This window comes from Mesorhizobium sp. LHD-90 (assembly GCF_030929505.1).
Lineage (GTDB): Bacteria > Pseudomonadota > Alphaproteobacteria > Rhizobiales > Rhizobiaceae > Kumtagia.
In genome coordinates this window covers 117,638-135,414 of the sequence record NZ_JAVFVV010000014.1, presented here as the reverse complement: position 1 = coordinate 135,414, position 17,777 = coordinate 117,638, and the positions used below count along the sequence as shown (strand labels likewise).

Here is a 17,777-nt window from a genome sequence, read left to right as displayed (position 1 = left end):
GGCGGGCATGTCCGAAGCAATGCATCCAGCTGCGACACAGCATCTCCCATCGTTCATAACAGCTCCGAGCGAGACCGATGTGTTGTTCACAGGAACGGTCATCTTCCTTGTGGTCGCCGTGATGGGGATCGGGAGTTTGTACTTCTGGCTTCACTCCTTACCGGAGCGCATGTCTCACGGCGCCAGTCAGCTCCAATTCCAGTTGGTGGCGGTCCTGTCGCTGCTTGCGCTGTTCACCCATATCAATGCGTTCTGGGTAGTGGCCTTGCTGCTGGCTATTGTTCCTGTGCCCGATTTCTGGACTCCCTTGGCTAGTATGGCCGACTCGCTTGCGAGAATGGCGATGAGGTGGTCACGAGCGCCAGGTGCCGAAGCCCCACCCGGCCCGCCTCCGGACGTCGCTGTCCATAACACGCCGGACCAAGTGGAAGATGCACCGGCTGCTATTCCGATCAGGCCGGCGCGCCATGACCTTGAACGCGAAAATGCCAAAACGCCGCCTGCGACTAGCCATTCGACGGTTGTCAGCGTGACGCCGAAGCGGTCGGGAGATGATGACTGATGATCGAAGTGCTTCTGTGTTCGGTCCTGACCGTCCTTCCTGATTTTCTTATTCGGCGCTTTGTCCAGGGAAAGAGGCTCGGTCGCGAGATCACCCTCTATTCGATATGGTACGAGCTGCGATACGGAATAACGGCGTGCATAGCACTGACCATAGTTCTGCTGACGCTCATTCTTTATTTCCATCCGTCAACAAGCAGCGCCGTCTCGTTCTATCGCACAATTCCCCTCCTTCCTGAAGGCTCAGGCCGGGTCGACGAGATCTACGTGGAGATGAGAGACAAGGTCGAGGCAGGCCAGCGCATCTTCAAGCTCGACAGTTCAGAGCAGGAAGCGGCGCTCGAGACCGCGCGAAGCCGCGTAGCGGAAATAGACGCTGAGTTCGGATTGGCCAAGACTGAACTGGCTGGCGCCGACGCTCGTATTGCCGAAGCGCAGAGCGCCTATCAGCAGGCGCTGGACGAACTCGAGACCAAGGCTGAACTGCAAAGGCGGAATTCCCCTTCGGTTTCGGAACGGGAGATCGAGAGGCTCGCAATCGTGGTTGAAGGACGAGAAGCAGCTGTTTCCGCCGTCATGGCTGGCAAGCAGTCCGTCGAGACCCAGATTGCATCGGTGCTGCCGGCACAGAAGAAAAGCGCGGAGGCGGCGCTTGCCCAAGCCCAGGTCGAACTGGACAAGACCGTCGTCTATGCCGGAGTCGCCGGCACATTGGAACAATTCACGCTGCGCAAGGGAGACATCGTCAATCCCCTGATGCGGCCCGCCGGCGTTCTCATCCCGGCGGAGGCCGGACGAAAGGCTCTTGTAGCGGGCTTCAGCCAGCTCGAAGCCCAGGTCATGAAGGTCGGCATGGTTGCCGAGGCAACCTGTGTTTCCATGCCTCTGACGATCATCCCGATGGTGGTCACCGAGGTTCAGGGTCTCATCGCGACCGGTCAGATTCGGGCGTCCGATCAGTTGATCGACCCCCAACAGGTAGTTCGGCCCGGAGCGATCACCGTCTTTCTGGAGCCGCTTTTTGCCGGAGGGTTCGATGGCGTTCCTCCAGGCAGCAGTTGCATCGCCAATGCCTACACCAACAATCACGACGCTCTTTCCGCAAAGGGACTGAGCACGCCCAAATGGCTGTTCCTGCACGTCATCGACGCGGTCGGGTTGGTGCATGCGATCATATTGAGATTCCAGGCGCTGCTGCTGCCCGTGCAAACGCTTGTCCTTTCAGGTGGGCATTGAATGACACCGAACACCCCGGGCGCAGCTACAATCCCGAGCCGTAGCGAAAGGATATTCTGACCGTGCCCGAAGGAAATTGCCAAGTACGTCGGTGATGGCGATGAATCCGGAGAAGGCATGGAAAGATCATTTAGACAATCCCCGCGCCGAGTTTAGAGCCTTTAGTAGAGCAACTCCCGAGAGATTCTGATTATGGTCTGGTTCGAGCAATTCCTTGTCAAGTATCCAGAACTGGCAGTGTTCCTGGCGATCGGCCTCGGATACTTGATCGGTGGCGTGAAGATCAGGGGCTTCAGCCTCGGGCCTGTCACCGGCTCACTCTTTGCCGGCATCCTGATCGGCCAGTTCGCCCATGTCCCGATCTCGGCGATGGCGAAGTCGATGCTGTTCCTGCTGTTCCTGTTCGGCATAGGCTATTCGGTCGGCCCGCAATTTTTGCAGTCGCTGAAACGAGACGGACTGAGGCCGGTGCTGCTCGCCGTGGTCGTATGTGTAACCGGCCTGCTCACTGCAATAGTCGTAGCCAAAGTTCTTGGCCTCGATCCAGGCTTTGCTGCGGGGCTTGTTTCGGGCGCGCTCACCGAAAGCCCGGCCATGGGCACGGCGACAGAGGCCATCAACGCCCTGCCGCTGCCGGAAGCCGAGCGAACGCGGCTTGTGGCGCACATCGCGGTGGCGGATGCCGTCTGCTACATCTTCGGTGCCGTCGGAGTTATTCTGTTCTGCAGCGTCGTCGGGCCGAGATTGCTTGGCATCGACCTGGTCGCCGAGGCGCTCAAACTGGAACAGGAACTCGGAATTACCCGCGCCGCGGGGACCGCCTCCGCCTGGCACAAGTTCGAGTTACGCGCATACCGGATCGCCGACGGCGCGCCAATCGCGGGGCTTTCAGTGATGGCTGCCGAGACGAAATTTCCTGATCATCGGCTGTTCATCCAGCGCGTGCGGCGGGGTGGAGCGATCCACGAGGAGAACCCGGAGTTGATGATCCTCCCTGGGGATGTAGTCGCTGTATCCGGACGCCGCGAGGCGCTGGTGGAGGTGCTCGGTCCGCGCGCGGAGGAAGTCGAAGACCGTGAACTCCTCGACATCCCGGTCTCTGTCGCAGATGTATTGGTGACAAATCGCGATGTGTCCGGTCGGCCCGTTGACGAGATGGCAAAGGAGAGCTGGACCCGGAGCCTCTATCTGCGCGCTGTTACGCGCGGGGGCCAGGACATTCCCGTCGCCCCCGGCATCTCGGTCGAACGTGGCGATGTCCTGCGCTTGGTAGGAGCGGACGCGATCGTGTCACGCGCGGCTAAGCGTATCGGTGTCATCATAGCACCGACGACAGCGACCGATTTCTTCGTTCTCGGCCTCGCCATCTTCCTTGGTGGACTGGTCGGCGTTCTGGTAACATTTCCGATCGGCGACATACGGATTTCCTTGAGCACGAGCGTTGGAACGCTGCTGGCCGGGCTGATTGTCGGGCATCTGCGCACGCGTTTCCCGCTCTTCGGCCGCATACCGGATGGGGCCGTCTCACTGATGACCGCACTCGGTCTTGCCGCCTTCGTCGCCATGACCGGCCTGCATGCGGGTCCGGTATTCGTTTCCGCCATCGCCGAAGCCGGGATCGGCCTGCTTTTCGGCGGCATGGTCGTCACCACTGTCCCGTTGGTCGTAGGGCTGTACCTCGGGTACTACCTGCTCCGTATGAACCCCATACTGCTCCTTGGGGGACTAGCCGGGGCACAAACCATGACTGCCGGCATGGCGGCGGTGCAGGACCGTTCGGGTAGCCCGGTTGCCGTCCTCGGCTACACGCCGACGGTCCCGATCGGCCACATCCTGCTCACGACCTGGGGAACAGTGATCGTGGGCGTGATCGCGAACTGAAATGCAACTGGAGAAAGGGGATCGGTGGCCGTTGGATTATCCGGTAAGCCACGATCGCGGCGAATGAGGCGCATGTTTTTTCGTGCTCTCGTGCAGCAGCTTCGCGTGGTATGGCCGATCTTCTCCGGAATCCTTCTCGCCATGGTGGGAGCCGGACTAGTCATCGGACGCATAGAGGATTGGCGCGTCGACGAAGCTCTGTACTTCACCTTCGTGACGGGCCTTACGATCGGCTACGGCGATTTTTCGCCGCAGCATGTCCTGACGCGGTTACTGGCGATAGCGATCGGTTTTGCAGGCGTCGTGATGACGGGCCTCGTTGTGGCGGTTGCGGTCCAGGCGCTAAAGGCCGCGAACCGCAGTCTCCCAAATGAGGAAGCAAAAAAGAATGGGCCCCTTGCTCAAAGAGATCCGTAGCAACGCCATTCTCTGGCTGTTGGCGTTTGTTCCGGTGGTCTTCGTCGTCCGCCAATTGGAGCCGGAAGCGCATACGCTGCTCTTTGTGCTCTCGGTGCTGGCGATTGTGCCGCTGGCCACGCTCTTGAGCGCTGCCACGGAGTCGGTGGCGTCCAAGACGAGCGATACAGTGGGGGGACTGCTGAATGCAACGTTGGGCAACCTGACGGAACTGGTCATTGCGCTGACTGCGCTGCAGGCCGGCCAGTACGCGCTGGTGAAGGCTTCTATCGCCGGAGCAATCGTCGCCAACACTCTGTTCATGTTGGGCGCCTCATTTCTGCTGGGCGGCCTCAGATACCATATGCAGGAGTACAACAGGGTCAGCGCCAGACTACAAACCAGCCTGCTGTTCCTCGCTACGATCGCGATAATGACCCCGTCTATGGTGGCGCATGTCGATTCTGTCGCCACGTCCGCGTTCACGCAGACGCTGAGCGTCGGATTGTCGGTGCTGCTTATGAGCGCCTACGCGATGGGCCTCGTCTTCTCGCTGAAGACCCATCGAGAACTTTTCAGCGGCACCGCCCATGCGGAAGACGGCGAAGCGTGGCCGATGGGTCTGGCTCTCGGAACGTTGGCAGGGGTGACAGTGCTTGTTGCTCTGGTAAGCGAAGTGTTTGTCGAGTCTGTGCAGGAGGCTGCGGTCGCGTTCGGCATGACCCCGGCTTTCGTGGGTTTCATCGTCGTTGCATTGGTGGGCGGTTCTGCCGAGATGGCGTCGGCATTTGCCGGCGCACGGAGGAATCGGCTGGACCTGAGTGTGGGAATTGCGCTTGGGTCCGCATCGCAGATCGCGCTCTTCGTCGCCCCGATGATGGTGCTACTCAGCTATATTGTCGGCCCTGCTCCGATGGACCTGCTGTTCTGGCCTGGCGCGGTCGTCATGGTGCTCATTGCCACGATAACCGCATTTCTGATGACCAACAGCGGACGTTCCGCATGGTTCGTCGGAGTGCTCCTGCTGATGGTCTATCTGATCTTCGCGATGACGATCTACCTTCTGCCACCGCAAGTTTAGACAGGCAGTGCGTGGTTCCGTCGGGGCGAACATCAAGGCTGGAATCGGTCCTAGAGTGAGAAGTGTACAGCTAGTGGCCTCAATGGGAGGGCAGGCAATTGAGTTCAGAGAGTTCGCGACCCCTCGTCCCTCTTCGTCAGGACATTACCCGCGTGACGCTGGCGGTGCTGTTCATCGGCAGTCTTCTTGTCGCCAGCTTCTTGGTGATGCAGTTATTTCTGCCTGCGATCGTATGGGCCACGACCCTGGTGCTTGCCACCTGGCCGCTCCTGCTCTGGTTGCAACGCCATACCGGCAACCGCCGCGGGCTTGCCGTCCTGATCATGACGTTGACCTTGCTGCTGCTAGTGATCGTGCCCTTCTGGCTGGCGCTCAGCACGGTCATAACGAATCTCGAAACGGTTGGAGACCTGATCCGAACCATCCTGTCGCTGCGCCCGCCGCCGGTTCCCGACTGGCTGGCGGGAGTACCTCTGGTTGGAGCACGTGCTGCCGAGGCATGGGAGAAACTGAACTCGGCCAGCGTGCAAGAACTGCTTCCGAGACTCACTCCCTACGCTGGAACGCTAACCTATTGGTTCGCGTCTGCCACCGGAAGTCTGGGGGGCATGTTCATACATTTCCTGCTTACAACCGCGATAGCCGCGGTCATGTATTCGGGCGGCGAACGGGCCGCCGCCACCGCAATCCGGTTCGGGCGACGGTTGGGTGGCGCTCGCGGAGAGACTGCGGTGCGGCTGGCTGGCCAAGCGATTCGAAGCGTAGCCTTGGGCGTAGTGGTGACCGCCGTTGCGCAAAGCGCTGTAGCGGGTATCGGACTGGCCGTGGCTGGCGTGCCCTATGCCGCCGTGCTCATGGCATTGATCTTCATCTTGTGCCTGATCCAGCTCGGTCCGGCCCTGGTAATGGCTCCGGCGGTGATCTGGATGTATTATTCGGGCGATGCGCTTTGGGCGACAGTGCTGCTGGTCTTTACGATTGTTGCCGGGACCATGGATCAGTTTATTCGCCCCGTTCTAATCCGCAGAGGCGCCGACTTGCCTATGCTGCTTATCCTGGCTGGGGTTATCGGCGGCCTCATAGCGTTTGGCATACTGGGCATCTTCATCGGCCCCACCGTCCTCGCGGTCGCCTACACGCTGCTCAATGCGTGGATGGCGGAATGCGATGAGCGAGAGCCTCCCGTGGAAACGCCATAACGCCGGTCACCCGTGCCTGCATTTCAGCTAGGAAGTGATGGCAGCGACGGGATCCAAATTGACGGGTCGGATGTGCTCAATGCCCGCGGCCGGCGGTTCACCCCCCAAGCGCTATAGTAATAACAACTAAGAAGCTACCGATCGCCGACATTGCCAGAGCCATCGGCCATGGGCTTCTGCCCATATAGTTGCCGAGCCTGGCGCCGATCAAAAACAGCATGGCGACAGATACGACGTTCGACACGCGCATCGCCGTCGGCAAATCGTCGACGAACAGGAAGGGCATAGAGGGCGGCAGCGTCGATGCGATGACGAGCAAGCAAATTGAAACTGCAGCTCCAACATCCCGAATGCCCATAATGCGCCGATGGTCCGATGCTGGGAGGGATTTGATGCGTGTGACCACATTTTCGGCGTCAGCTTCGGACGTTGCTAGGCGGATATCCTCCGGCATTTCGGCGAGGAAAATAAGCCGTGCCTCTGCCGAAGGCAGGATGCGGATGTCCTCGATGAAATTGAGACGCTTTGCTCGCTCCACTGCTGTCGTCAGGGCAAACATCACGCCGTCGACAATTCCCCAGGCGAGATTGCAGCCCAAGGCCGCCCAAAGGACAGTCCCCACCTTGTCGCCCTCGCCAACCGCGACGCTCATGGTGCCTGTGAAGGAAAGCGCCATCAGCAGTCCGAAAATGACCTCTGACAGGCGGTCGATGGGGTCGAGCACTGGTCTAACGGGATCGGGACCGTTCATGGCAGACAGCTAGCATGGCAACTATTGAGCAACCGCATCTTACGGCGTCAGGCGGGTGATTTCCGAATGCCTCAAACTGGAGGCCATTTTTAAAGACCACCGCCGATCTCGCATCTACAGCGGCAGGATGCTTGCGAGCACCAGAAGTCTGGCGTGGCGATGTTTCACTTATGTAAGTTCGGCATCTACTGGATTTGTGATGCCTAGCCCCTGGAAAGTTTCAGTAGGTGGCCGGTCTCCGGAAAAGGCGAAATATGCATGGCCCTGCTGCGCAACAGGCTGAACGGGATGCGCGTCGGCATATTCCCCGAAGGCGTCGAACAGCGCGACGGCAAGTGCGCCGGACGGACTGACAATGCTGTTACGTGCGGCCAGCGTTGGTAGAAGCTTGGCGAATGCCCGTTCGAAGAATTCGAAATGCGTGCAGCCTAGGATGAGCGCGGTAGTCTTGCGTCGCACTAAATCGCCAGAAACCTCGTGCAAGTATTCCGCCAACTTCTCGCGCCACTCCTGCTTGACCAACCCTTCGGCGTCAAGAATGTGTGCAACATCGACGGCGGCCACCAGCTTTTGCGCCGCCCGCGCGATGATCTCAACATCGTGCGGCAGATGTTCGGGCGGTGTCCAGTGTCGAATGCCCGCGCGGGTTGTGCCGCCCGGTCCCGGTTCGTCTTCGCGAAACACCGCAATATGGGGAGTATGTTTATAGTCAATCAGGTCGGCGGGCAGAGTAGGTTCAATGTCGTCGCGGCCAAAAGTGTAGTGGATCAGCGGCAGTTGATGTCCAATCGCATCACTCAATATCCGCCTATGTCGTTCGACGATGCGCTCGGCGTGCGACTGGATCTCAGCGGTGAGTTCGGTTCCAAGCACGCCTATAGTCTTGCGACCCCGTTTCATTTTCGGGTCCGGAAGAACTCGGGCTCGGTCGTATGCCTGTTGCGCAGCCACCTCGACGACGCTGAAAACCTTAGGTTGCCGCAGGCCGTCGCTTTTGCCAGCGGATCCAAAATGGGCCCAGGAAGCACTGGCCGTATTGCAGGCGATACCTATTACCGGACAATGCGAGGACAGCCGCTCTATGATGGCGTCGCTCAGCTTGGCGACGTGCTCCTGGGTCTTGGTTCCGTAAGGGAGATTGGCGGTGTCCCCGAAGAACACAACGGAAATGTCACTGAGATCCGCATCGGCGAGCATCTTGAGAAGCCACGCTGCGGTCACCATGCCGCCACTTCCTGAATCAAACACGCCGATCGCACGTTTTGCGACAATGGTGGGGGGTTCTCGACGAGTTACAGGCTCGATATCGTCAGCCATATTTTACCCTTTCAAAACGCCGGTACACCTCAATCAAACCCCATGAATGGACAATACAACGGCGGGAGCGCAGTTGCTAGGTTACTTCCCGGCTCGGGACATGCGAAACAGCGTTCGGCTAGCCCGACCCAAGAGGCAAACTCATGCCTTGCGAAGCCGGGCCGATGGTACCAATGCTGCCAGATGTCACGCGCTAACTCACCCGATTGCCCTGCAACAGACGTGGTCCAGACGTGGTCCAGTCTTTCCATCGGAGGATATGGAGCGTAGAATATCGGCTGTTCGACATAAGTTGAACAAGACTGACGTTCGCAAGCAGTTGTTTGCCTTCGGTGTCGAACTGTCCAACGGTTTCAGGTGAGGAGAAAAAATGGCTGACATCAAGGACATAGACGTAAATGCCCCGCCGCCGAGCGCTGAGGAGCTTCGCAAGGCCATCCTTCAAGAACGCATGAAGGAGGCAGAGAAGCAACAAAAGCACCGAACGCAAGAGAATGAGGCGCTGACGAAGTTCACAGACAGTTTCATGAAAGACCAGGTGAGCGATGACGAAATTGCGATGGTTCGCCGCTTGGCAATGAACGCCGTCAAGAGCGGCAAGTACGAGGCGCTGGTCTACAGCTTCCCGTCAGCGCTTTGCACTGACAGCGGCCGGGCCATCAACAGCGCTGATCCGCAATGGCCCGAGACGCTCCAGGGCAAGGCCAGGCAGTTCTATGAGCGTTACCTCAAATATGCGAAGCCGCAAGGTTTCAAGCTCAGCGCCATGATCGTCAACTTCCCCGGCGGGATCCCTGGCGATGTCGGCTTCTTCGTCAGTTGGAAGACCGAAGTCAAATAGGAACCGGCGCTGGTTCCGGACTGCTTTTGACGCAGGGTTGTTCAAACAGGTCCGGCACCACGTTGCGCGGAGTCGGATCGTCCACGAAGTCGTCGGGTCGTTTTTGGCGCTTGCCGAACTTGGGCGCCTCGAACGCGACGCGTTCATAGGGGATCGAGCTCAGTATATGCGAAATGCAGTTGATACGCGCCCGCTTCTTGTCGTTCGACGGCACGGTCCACCAAGGTGCATGCCGCGTGTCGGTCATGCGGATCATCTCGTCGTAGGCGCGGGTATAGTCCCACCAGCGGTTGTATGATTCAATGTCCATCGGGCTCAGTTTCCACTGCCGAAGAGGATCTTCGACACGCTGGCGGAAACGCTTTTCCTGTTCTTCCTCGCTCACATCGAGGAAGTACTTGAGCAGCGTTATGCCGCTTTCGACAAGGGCGGCTTCAAAACGCGGCGTCTGTTCCAGAAAGCGCCGGGCCGTCTTCTCGCCGCAGAAGCCCATGACGCGCTCGACGCCGGGGCGATTATACCAGGAGCGGTCGAATATCACGACCTCGCCACCGGCGGGCAGGTGCTGCACGTAGCGTTGCATGTAGATCTGGGTCTTCTCCCGATCGGTCGGCGCCGGCAATGCGACGACGCGGAACACCCGTGGGCTGACCCGCTCTGTGATGCGCTTGATCACGCCGCCTTTCCCGGCGGCGTCGCGGCCCTCGAAGATGATCGCGATGCGAGCTCCAGACTTCTTCACCCAAGCCTGAAGATAAGCCAGCTCGACCTGCAATCGGGCGAGTTCGGTTACGTAACTTCTTCCGTTCGCCTTCGAGTCGGTCATCCCGGCCAACTCGGAGGTATTGGCCGCCTTGTCCTTCTTCTTGTCCTTGTTCTTACCCATGTTCTCCTCCTCTTATGCACAACCGACAGTGAGACGATCAGGCCTGGACGTCGAACGCGCGAGACGCGTCCTCGAGATTGTCGAAAACCATGGCCGGGCCGATGCGCTCGATCACGCCGGCCCGATGAAGCATCCCGCGCGCTTCGGCATGCAGTTCCGCCAGGCCAAGCCTGATCCCGCGACCGCGCAATTCGTCACACAGCTCCCCGAGCATTTCCGCTGCTGAGCTGTCGATCTGGGAAATCGCGCTGGCGTCGATCACTAGCCAGTGTGTGTCGGCCGGCAGTGCGTCGGCGATGGAGCGCAGGCGCGTCGCGATGTAGTCGGTGTTGAAGAACAGCAGGCTGCCCTGGATGAGGCAGACGGCCAGGCCCGGCGCCTGACGGGCCTCGGGCGTTCGATGCAGCTTGTAAAAGCCGTCACGACCCGGAACGCGGCCAAGCATGGCGTCGCGGGGACGCATGAGCTTGCGCAGGACATAGGCCAGCGTGGCGCCGATCGCGATGACGACGCCATTGAGGACGCCTAGGCCGATCGGCCCCCACATTGCAATCAGCGCGAAGACAAATTCCATGCGGCTGATGCGCCAGATCTGCCTCAGGGCGGCGAGATCGATCAGGTTGATGGCGGTTGCGGCAAGAATGGCGCCCAGCGCCGGAATCGGGATGATCCTGAGGGCGGGCCCGAGAAACAGCAGTGTCGCGATCAAGGTCGCAGCCGCGACGATGCTTGTCGCTTGCGAACGGCCGCCAACGGTCAGGTTGACTGCCGTGCGCGAGTCGGAGGCCGTCACAGGGAAGGCGCCGAAAAGGCCCGCGGCAATGTTTGCAGCGCCAAATCCGATCAGTTCGCGGTTCGGATCGACCGGGTAGCCAGCCATTGCGCCAAAGCTGCGTGCCGTAATAATGCCCGCGCCGTAGCTGACGAGGAAGATCGCCGCAGAGCCGAGGGCCAGTGTTTGCAAAGGAAGGTCGGCGATCCGTGGCAACGTCAACGAGGGCAGGCCCGTGGGGATGTCGCCGACCACAGCGATGCCGCGTCCTTCAAGATCAAAGACCGCCGAAAGGATCGCGGAGAGCACCACAACCAGCACCGGCCCGGGAACCGGAAAACGCATGATCCGCGCGACCTGCAACACGCCGAACATTCCCAGCGCCAGCACCAGAGACGGCCAATGTATCGACCCGGCCTTGCGCAGAAGTTCGAGCACAGGTCTGAGCAGGCCGTCCGCGTCGATGTCCACCCCGGTGAAGCGGCCGATCTGCCCGACCAGGATCGAAAACGAGACGCCGATGAAGAATCCCGTCAGGATCGGACGCGACAGGAAGGTCGCAAGAACGCCGAGCCGAAGCACCCACGCCGCCACGCAACACAATCCGACGCCGAGCGCGAGGATTGCAGCGATCGCTGTGCGGTCCACTGCGAGGCCGGCCGGCGCGCTCGCTGTAACGGCGACCAAAGTCGCGGCAAGCACCGTCATCGTTGCCGCGTCGGGACCGACTATGAGTTGACGCGAGGGGCCGAAGAAGGCGTAGGCGACCAGCGGCGCAATGCTGGCGTAGATGCCGGTCTCAGGCGGCAGCCCGGCTATGGCTGGGTAGGCGATCGCGCTGGGAAGCCCAACCGCGGCGACTGCGAGCCCGGCGGAGACATCGTGTCGTATCCCGCCCGGCTGATAGCCTGAAAGGCCCGCAGGCACGGGAAGGTGAAAGGTCCACCTGCCGGAATCCATATTGTCCTACATATCTTCCGGCATTTTTCAATGCCGAGTGCCCTCAGGAGCAATGCAGTCAATCGCGCTATGCCGGCAGGATACACTTTTTGCTTGCCGGGCGACAGCTTTTCGAGACGGTCACTTGCCGGCCAAGCGCTTCCTCGATGCATGCATGCTCGAGTTCCCGGTTTTATCCTCCTCATGCAAGATGAGCCCGCGGCTGCCGGTCATGCACGCGGCACTTACTTTGCGGGTGCAGGCCGGATACGCTAAAGTTGCAACAAACCGACCTGGATCTGTCACATGAGCGAGATCGAGTTGAAATTCCTGCTCGACGACGTGACGTCGAGCGACATTTGGGCGCGCGTGAAGGCGTCGAAACTGAAGAGCGACGGTCCAAGGACAAGAACGCTCAGAAGCATCTATCTGGACACCTCCGAACATGCCTTGAAGAAGGCGGGGATCGCGCTCCGGCTCCGGCGCGACGGGCGGCGCTGGATACAGACCGTCAAGACCAATGCCGAGCTGCACGGCGGTCTCTCGCAGGTCGGCGAGGTGGAGAACACGGCTCGAGGCGGGCGGCTCTGTGTCGAAGCCATTCCGGACGCAGAGGTCCGGGACGCAGTAATCCATTGCGTGAATGGCGCGCCGCTTGAGCCTGTCTGCGAAACCGTGATCAAGCGTTCCGCCGGGGAGTTGTCCCTCGCGGACGGCACCCGAGCGGAACTGGCGATCGACGTCGGCGAGGTCCGCGCCAACGGGCGCTCCGCCGAGCTGCGGGAAGTCGAGATCGAACTCATCGAGGGCAATCCGGGCGGATTGTTCGACATCGCGCACCTGTTGTTCCCCCAAGGGGGCCTGAGGTTTTCCCGGCTCTCCAAGTCGGCGCGCGGCTATCTGTTTGCGGAACAGGGACAGATCGACCCGCCGCTGGCACCCCGCCATGCCGTGGCGATTGCGCTCGATCCGGATCAGATCGCCGAGCAGGCGGCGCGCGATGTCTTGCGCGAGTGCCTCGACCAGGTCGCCACCAACATCGTGGTGGTCCGCAAGCTCGACGACCCGGAAGGGCCGCACCAGTTACGGATCGGCCTACGCCGCTTGCGAAGCGCGTTCGCTGCCTTCGCTGCAGTGCTTGGGAGCCCGGAAATGGCCCGGCTTAACGACGAGGCGCGGTGGCTTGGCCAGGAGGTCGGGCGCCTCAGGGATCTCGATGTGGTGGCGAACGATATCGTGCGGCGGGAGGCCGGAACCCACCCGGATCAACCCGGCCTCTCTGCGCTTGCCGATGCGCTGTCGCGGCAGGCGGGGGAACTGCGGCGCCTCGTCGGCAAGCTTCTTGCCGAGGCGCGCGTGCAGGCGTTCCTGATCGGTCTGGCGCGGTTCGTGGAGACGCGAGGCTGGCTCGTGCCGCAAGATTTCGAGCAGACTGGGCGGCTCGCCACGCCGGTCGCCGGGTTTGCCGGCCGATCGCTCGCAAAATGCTGGAAGAAGGTCCGCAAGCGCGCACACGGGCTTGAGACATTGACGGTGGAGCAGCGTCACGAATTGCGCAAGGAGCTGAAGAAACTGCGCTATGCGGTCGAGTTCTTCGCTCCCTTGTACCCGGCGAAGCGGGCGGATGCGTTCCGGAACCACTTGCAGAAACTTCAGGCGGTTTTTGGCGACCTGAACGATGCGGCGACAATCAGAACTATGTTAACAGGGGCGGAAGCTCCCGGCGGCGGTGATCCGACCGCTCAGCGTGCCGTCGGATGGGTGATCGGAGCGAGCCAGGCGCGCGCCGAATTCGGCTGGGCCGGCGCAAAGGCATTGTGGAAGGACCTTGAGGAGACCCGACCCTTCTGGAAGTGAGCTGCCTGGCCAGCGGAACGACCGCTTCGCAGCGAGACCTTCGCGGCAGCGTCCATGACGTTCGGAACCCACAAAGAGGTCTTTGAGCTCAGTTCTCGATACTCTCCAGACCTTCCACCTTTCAAGACACCAACCGTTACCCCTGTCGGAGGCTTGGATCAGCACTACGGGTTTCAGGTCGCAATTGGCAGTTTGAGGAAGCACCGGGATGGTGAGTACGCATTCTTCCAGGCAGAATCCTCCGGGCTGCATGATGTTCACAATCCGTTCGACCTTAGCGCAGGATTTTGAACTGCTCTTGTCCCGCCCCGACATCCGCAGGCTTCCAAAAGCGTGGCAGCTGATATCCCCCTGCAGACGATCCTAGGTGTTTGATCCCAGGCTTTGATGGCGCATCCTTGTCGTCCGAATCAAAGGATGCGCCATGGGCCATGGTTCTACATGGGAGCGCCACGACGACAGAGGCAATCCGTCGAGCGATACAGCATAGTCAAGAGAGCCTGAGATCGCTTTCCAAGCGCTACGGGATCAACCAGAAGACCGTCGCCAAGTGGAAGAAGCGGACTTAGGTCACGGACCTCCCGACCGGCCCGAGGGAGCCGAGATCGACTGTTCTTTCAATTGAAGAGGAGGCGGTCATCGTCGCCTTCCGGCGCTATACGCTGCTGCCACTCGACGATTGCCTCTATGCGCTGCAGCCGACGATCCCGCATCTGACGCGCTCGTCGCTTCATCGCTGCCTGCAACGTCACGGCATCGGCCGGCTCCCGGACGTCGAGGGCGACAAGCCGGCGAAGAAGAAGTTCAAGGCCTATTCGATCGGCTACTTCCACATCGATATCGCCGAAGTTCGAACCGGCAGGGCAAGCTCCACATGTTCGTTGCCATCGATCGAACATCGAAGTTCGCGTTCGTCGAATTGCACGAGAAGGCCACAACCGCCGTCTCGAGAGAATTCCTGCTCCGGCTGATCGCAGCCGTCCCCTATAAGATCCACACCGTGCTTGCCGACAACGGCTCCAGTTCACCACGCCCGGCGCCGGGGGCTCGGCTGTCCCGCTGATCAAGGAGGCAATCGCCAACGGCGAACTCTTCCAAGCCCACGCTTTCGAACTCACCTGCGCCAGGAACGACATCGAGCACCGCACCAACAAAGCGAAGCACCCATGGACCAACGGCCAGGTCGAGAGAATGAGCCGCACCATCAAGGATGCGACGGTCAGGCGCTTCCACTACGAAACCCACGACCAACTCCGCGGCCATCTCGCCGACTTTGTCTCCGCCTACAACTTCGCCTGCAGGCTCAAGACACTCAAAGGCCTGACACCTTACGAGTTCATCTGCCAACGCTGGACAAAAGAGCCCGAACGCTTCAGGCTCAATCCAACCCACCAAATACCGGGACTAAACACCTAGGCCGTGTGGACGAATTGACTCAGGTATAGGTTTTGGGGTTCCGTGGACGAATCCGGTCTGATTCATAGGTTGCCGACTGATTTGGAGGTCGGCGATGTCCACGAAGATGACGGATACGGATTGGGCGAACGCGCTGGAGGTTTTCCGGGCCTGCCTGCCACGGCGCGGGCGCAAAGCCGCGGACGACCGGTTGTTTCTGGAAGCGATGCACTTCTTCACGGTGGAGAATGTGCGCTGGCGCGTTCTGCCGGAGCGCTTCGGCCATCGGAACTCAGTGTGGAAGCGCTTTGATCGGCTGAGCAAGGCCGGCGTGTTCGAAGCCTTCTTCGACACGCTGGCCGAGATGAGCGCATCGGCCCATTTGATCCAGATGTTCGATTCCACCATCGTGCGCGCCCACGTCTCGGCGGCCGGCGCAAAGGGGGGCAGCAAGGCCAGGCGCTCGCCCGTGGCGTGACCTTCCGGCCTTCTTCGGCAAGTGGAACAGCGTCTTCACGCGATATCGCAACTGGGTCAAAGCCGATGTTTTCATTCGGCTTTTCGAGGCCTGCTCGGACGGACCGGACATGGAATACGCCATGGTCGACGCCACCATCGTCAAGGTCCACCGCCACGGCCAGGGCGCAAAAGGGGGACTCAACGCCAGGCCATAGGCCGCTCCAAGGGCGGCATGACCACCAAAATCCTGGCGTTGACCGACGCGCTGGGCAATCTCGTGCGTTTCATCCTGCTGCCGGGCCAGCGCTTCGAGACGGTCGGCGTCGAGCCGCTCATCGACGGCCTCTGCTTCGGCGCCCTGATTGCCGACAAGGCGTTCGACAGCAACAGCATCATCGCCGATCTCAACGAGCGTGGCGCCAAGATCGTCATCTCCCAGCATCCGCGCCGGACAAAGCCGGTTCAGATCGATGCCGAGATCTACAAATGGCGTCATCTGATCGAGAATTTCTTCTGCAAACTCAAAGAGTTCAAACGCATCGCCATGCGCGCCGACAAAACCGACCAGAGCTTCAACGCCATCATCCATCTCGCCGCTGCCGTCATAAACTCCAGATGAATATCAACAGACCCTAATGCGGCTCTACTCCCTCAAGGGTGCGGCGCGAGGAGCCGCCAACACGGAAGCATCTGCGCTTCAGGCCGGCATCGCGGCGCTCGTCAGACAGTCGCGACGGAGATTTATCGGGCTCTTACCAGTCCACCGGCGACAAGCATGACTGAAAGCACTTGGGCCATGAAAGCCGAGCAGCCAAGCGATCTGTGAAACCGGCAGCTTGCGCTCTTCCAGATGGCGCACTGCGAGATCGCGGCGCAAATCGTTAAGGATTTCCGCGAAGGTGAGGCCTTCCGCTTTCAATCGACGGGAAAAGGTCCTCTCACTCAGCCCCAACCGCCGGGCAACCGTTTTTGCCCCAACTTCAGCGTGCGGAAGTAGCGGCGCAATGGTGTTCTCCACCAGCGTGCGAAAAGGGCTCACGTTGGACAATCGCCCCGCCATCGCCTCCTCGCAGCTTTTCAACATCAGTTCGTTGAGAAATGGATCTTCACCGACAAGAGCAGCATCAAGCAGCGCAGGTTCAAGGCATATTTCGTCGACGGACGCGCCGAACTCCACACCGTCGCCGAAGTGCCGCATCATCTCGCGCAGATCGCCGGATCGATGGTGGACAAAGCTTGTGGCAACCGGCATCACTTTCTGGCCAACAAGTTGCCGGACCAACCGCACAAATGCGAGCGCCAAGAACTCCATCTGGTGACGATCCAAATGGCGGGGCACGCCGGTGTAGGCAAGCCCGATGCGGCAAACGGAACCTTTCGCGATCCGCGGGACGAGCGCCTCGTTACCAAGCCGGGCGTAGCGCTCCAACCGTTGGAGCGCGTCGCCAAACCGATGGGATGAGGCGGCGACGTAGTAGAGCATTCCCATTTCGCGTAGGTCGAAATCAGCAGCCAGAGTGAGGCCGATCCAATCGTCTGCAACCGCACGCGACACGAGCACAAGGAAATCCATCTGGCTTATCACCGGAATGCGATTGCGGTCTGCCAGCGCGGTAGGAGAAAGGCCTGCCTGCCTTAACAAAGGGCCGGGGTTTATGCCTCGACGCTCAAGATGAGCAACCGCCAAGCGACTGGCTAGGCCCATTGCCGTTGGCGTGGCGACCAAGCTCTCAAGCACTGATCCTTCCCGTTTGTTCACCGGCGTTATCCGCTAAGGACCAGATATCAATTTCAACTTATAGACTTTTGGCGGCTGGGAGCAAGTTTTCGGCATTGCCACGCAAGATCCACGAAAATCAATCAGGCATAGCTCCATCCGCGCAGTCTTGGCGGGGGTCACTTGCGCAGATGCTCGGTGAGATGCGTTACCCTCAGCGGTATTTTCACCGGGCATCAAATTTCTCGAACTGACAGCGCCGCGACCGTTCCGGGACCGAACGCTCAGCTCGATGACCCTCGGTAACCCAAATGAAAGCTCAACGGCCGCGCGGGTGCACCCCTTGTGCACAGAACCGAAACTCTCGCATCGCCTGGTCCGGCACTGGCGCCCAAACTGGGAGCTTTGCCATAGGCTCGTCGAGATTCGTTGCTGGAGCTGCGATCGGCACCGCAATTGGAAACGCAATCCGCACTTCCATCGTCAAGC

At 60.3% G+C, this 17,777-nt stretch carries 14 protein-coding genes and 2 pseudogenes; 11 read left to right on the top strand and 5 right to left on the bottom strand.

The features are described from left to right. The first annotated feature begins 7 nt into the window (after nucleotides 1–7). From RB623_RS20175 to ydiK, 6 genes are all read left to right on the top strand, one after another. Nucleotides 8–562 carry a hypothetical protein gene (locus tag RB623_RS20175; protein ID WP_308058747.1) on the top strand — a complete coding sequence of 185 codons (555 nt, stop codon included), beginning with the start codon at nucleotides 8–10 and terminating at the stop codon, nucleotides 560–562. Continuing rightward, nucleotides 562–1,797: a biotin/lipoyl-binding protein gene (locus RB623_RS20170; RefSeq protein WP_308058746.1), complete on the top strand. Its 1,236-nt coding sequence runs from the start codon at nucleotides 562–564 to the stop codon at nucleotides 1,795–1,797. The genes RB623_RS20175 and RB623_RS20170 overlap by 1 nt, the downstream gene beginning before the upstream one ends. 192 nt (nucleotides 1,798–1,989) lie before the next feature. Then, nucleotides 1,990–3,678, top strand: coding sequence for an aspartate-alanine antiporter (aspT, locus tag RB623_RS20165; RefSeq protein ID WP_308058745.1), 1,689 nt, complete (start codon nucleotides 1,990–1,992; stop codon nucleotides 3,676–3,678). 63 nt (nucleotides 3,679–3,741) lie between these two features. Then, on the top strand, nucleotides 3,742–4,095 hold the full coding sequence (locus RB623_RS20160) for a potassium channel family protein (protein WP_308058744.1): 354 nt from the start codon (nucleotides 3,742–3,744) through the stop codon (nucleotides 4,093–4,095). Next, nucleotides 4,067–5,155: a calcium/proton exchanger gene (cax, locus tag RB623_RS20155; protein ID WP_308058743.1), complete on the top strand. Its 1,089-nt coding sequence runs from the start codon at nucleotides 4,067–4,069 to the stop codon at nucleotides 5,153–5,155. Before RB623_RS20160 ends, cax begins: the two co-directional genes overlap by 29 nt. Nucleotides 5,156–5,253: 98 nt before the next feature. Continuing rightward, nucleotides 5,254–6,354, top strand: a complete 1,101-nt coding sequence (gene ydiK / locus RB623_RS20150; protein ID WP_308058742.1) for an AI-2E family transporter YdiK — start codon at nucleotides 5,254–5,256, stop codon at nucleotides 6,352–6,354. A 97-nt stretch (nucleotides 6,355–6,451) separates the two neighbouring features. Here ydiK and RB623_RS20145 read toward each other — a convergent pair whose 3' ends face one another. Both RB623_RS20145 and RB623_RS20140 read right to left on the bottom strand, forming a co-directional pair. Then, on the bottom strand, nucleotides 6,452–7,078 hold the full coding sequence (locus RB623_RS20145; RefSeq protein WP_308058741.1) for a VIT1/CCC1 transporter family protein: 627 nt from the start codon (nucleotides 7,076–7,078) through the stop codon (nucleotides 6,452–6,454). A gap of 195 nt (nucleotides 7,079–7,273) precedes the next feature. After that, nucleotides 7,274–8,422, bottom strand: coding sequence for a hypothetical protein (locus tag RB623_RS20140; RefSeq protein ID WP_308058740.1), 1,149 nt, complete (start codon nucleotides 8,420–8,422; stop codon nucleotides 7,274–7,276). Between the two features lie 370 nt (nucleotides 8,423–8,792). On the opposite strand from RB623_RS20140, the gene RB623_RS20135 reads away from it, so the two are divergent. Continuing rightward, complete coding sequence (locus RB623_RS20135; protein WP_308058739.1) at nucleotides 8,793–9,263, top strand: histidine kinase; 471 nt, start codon at nucleotides 8,793–8,795, stop codon at nucleotides 9,261–9,263. Here the strand turns inward: RB623_RS20135 and ppk2 are convergent. Then, a complete protein-coding gene (gene ppk2 / locus RB623_RS20130; RefSeq protein ID WP_308058785.1) occupies nucleotides 9,256–10,089 on the bottom strand; it encodes a polyphosphate kinase 2 in 834 nt (277 codons plus the stop codon). The genes RB623_RS20135 and ppk2 overlap by 8 nt on opposite strands. A gap of 97 nt (nucleotides 10,090–10,186) precedes the next feature. Further along, nucleotides 10,187–11,881 (bottom strand): SulP family inorganic anion transporter, encoded by a 1,695-nt coding sequence (locus tag RB623_RS20125; protein ID WP_308058738.1) that lies wholly within the window; start codon nucleotides 11,879–11,881, stop codon nucleotides 10,187–10,189. A 285-nt stretch (nucleotides 11,882–12,166) separates the two neighbouring features. Here RB623_RS20125 and RB623_RS20120 point away from each other — a divergent pair, with 285 nt between their 5' ends. From RB623_RS20120 to RB623_RS20105, 4 genes and pseudogenes are all read left to right on the top strand, one after another. Beyond that, nucleotides 12,167–13,717, top strand: a complete 1,551-nt coding sequence (locus RB623_RS20120) for a CYTH and CHAD domain-containing protein (protein ID WP_308058737.1) — start codon at nucleotides 12,167–12,169, stop codon at nucleotides 13,715–13,717. A gap of 431 nt (nucleotides 13,718–14,148) precedes the next feature. Further along, nucleotides 14,149–15,133: pseudogene (locus tag RB623_RS20115) on the top strand (IS481 family transposase). A gap of 94 nt (nucleotides 15,134–15,227) precedes the next feature. Then, nucleotides 15,228–15,590, top strand: coding sequence for a transposase (locus RB623_RS20110; protein WP_308058736.1), 363 nt, complete (start codon nucleotides 15,228–15,230; stop codon nucleotides 15,588–15,590). After that, nucleotides 15,565–16,190, top strand: a pseudogene (locus RB623_RS20105) (IS5 family transposase); the annotation flags it as partial. The gene RB623_RS20110 and the pseudogene RB623_RS20105, both read left to right, overlap by 26 nt. Nucleotides 16,191–16,268: 78 nt before the next feature. Here the strand turns inward: RB623_RS20105 and RB623_RS20100 are convergent. Next, on the bottom strand, nucleotides 16,269–17,330 hold the full coding sequence (locus RB623_RS20100) for an AraC family transcriptional regulator ligand-binding domain-containing protein (RefSeq protein WP_308058735.1): 1,062 nt from the start codon (nucleotides 17,328–17,330) through the stop codon (nucleotides 16,269–16,271). Nucleotides 17,331–17,777 lie beyond the last annotated feature (447 nt).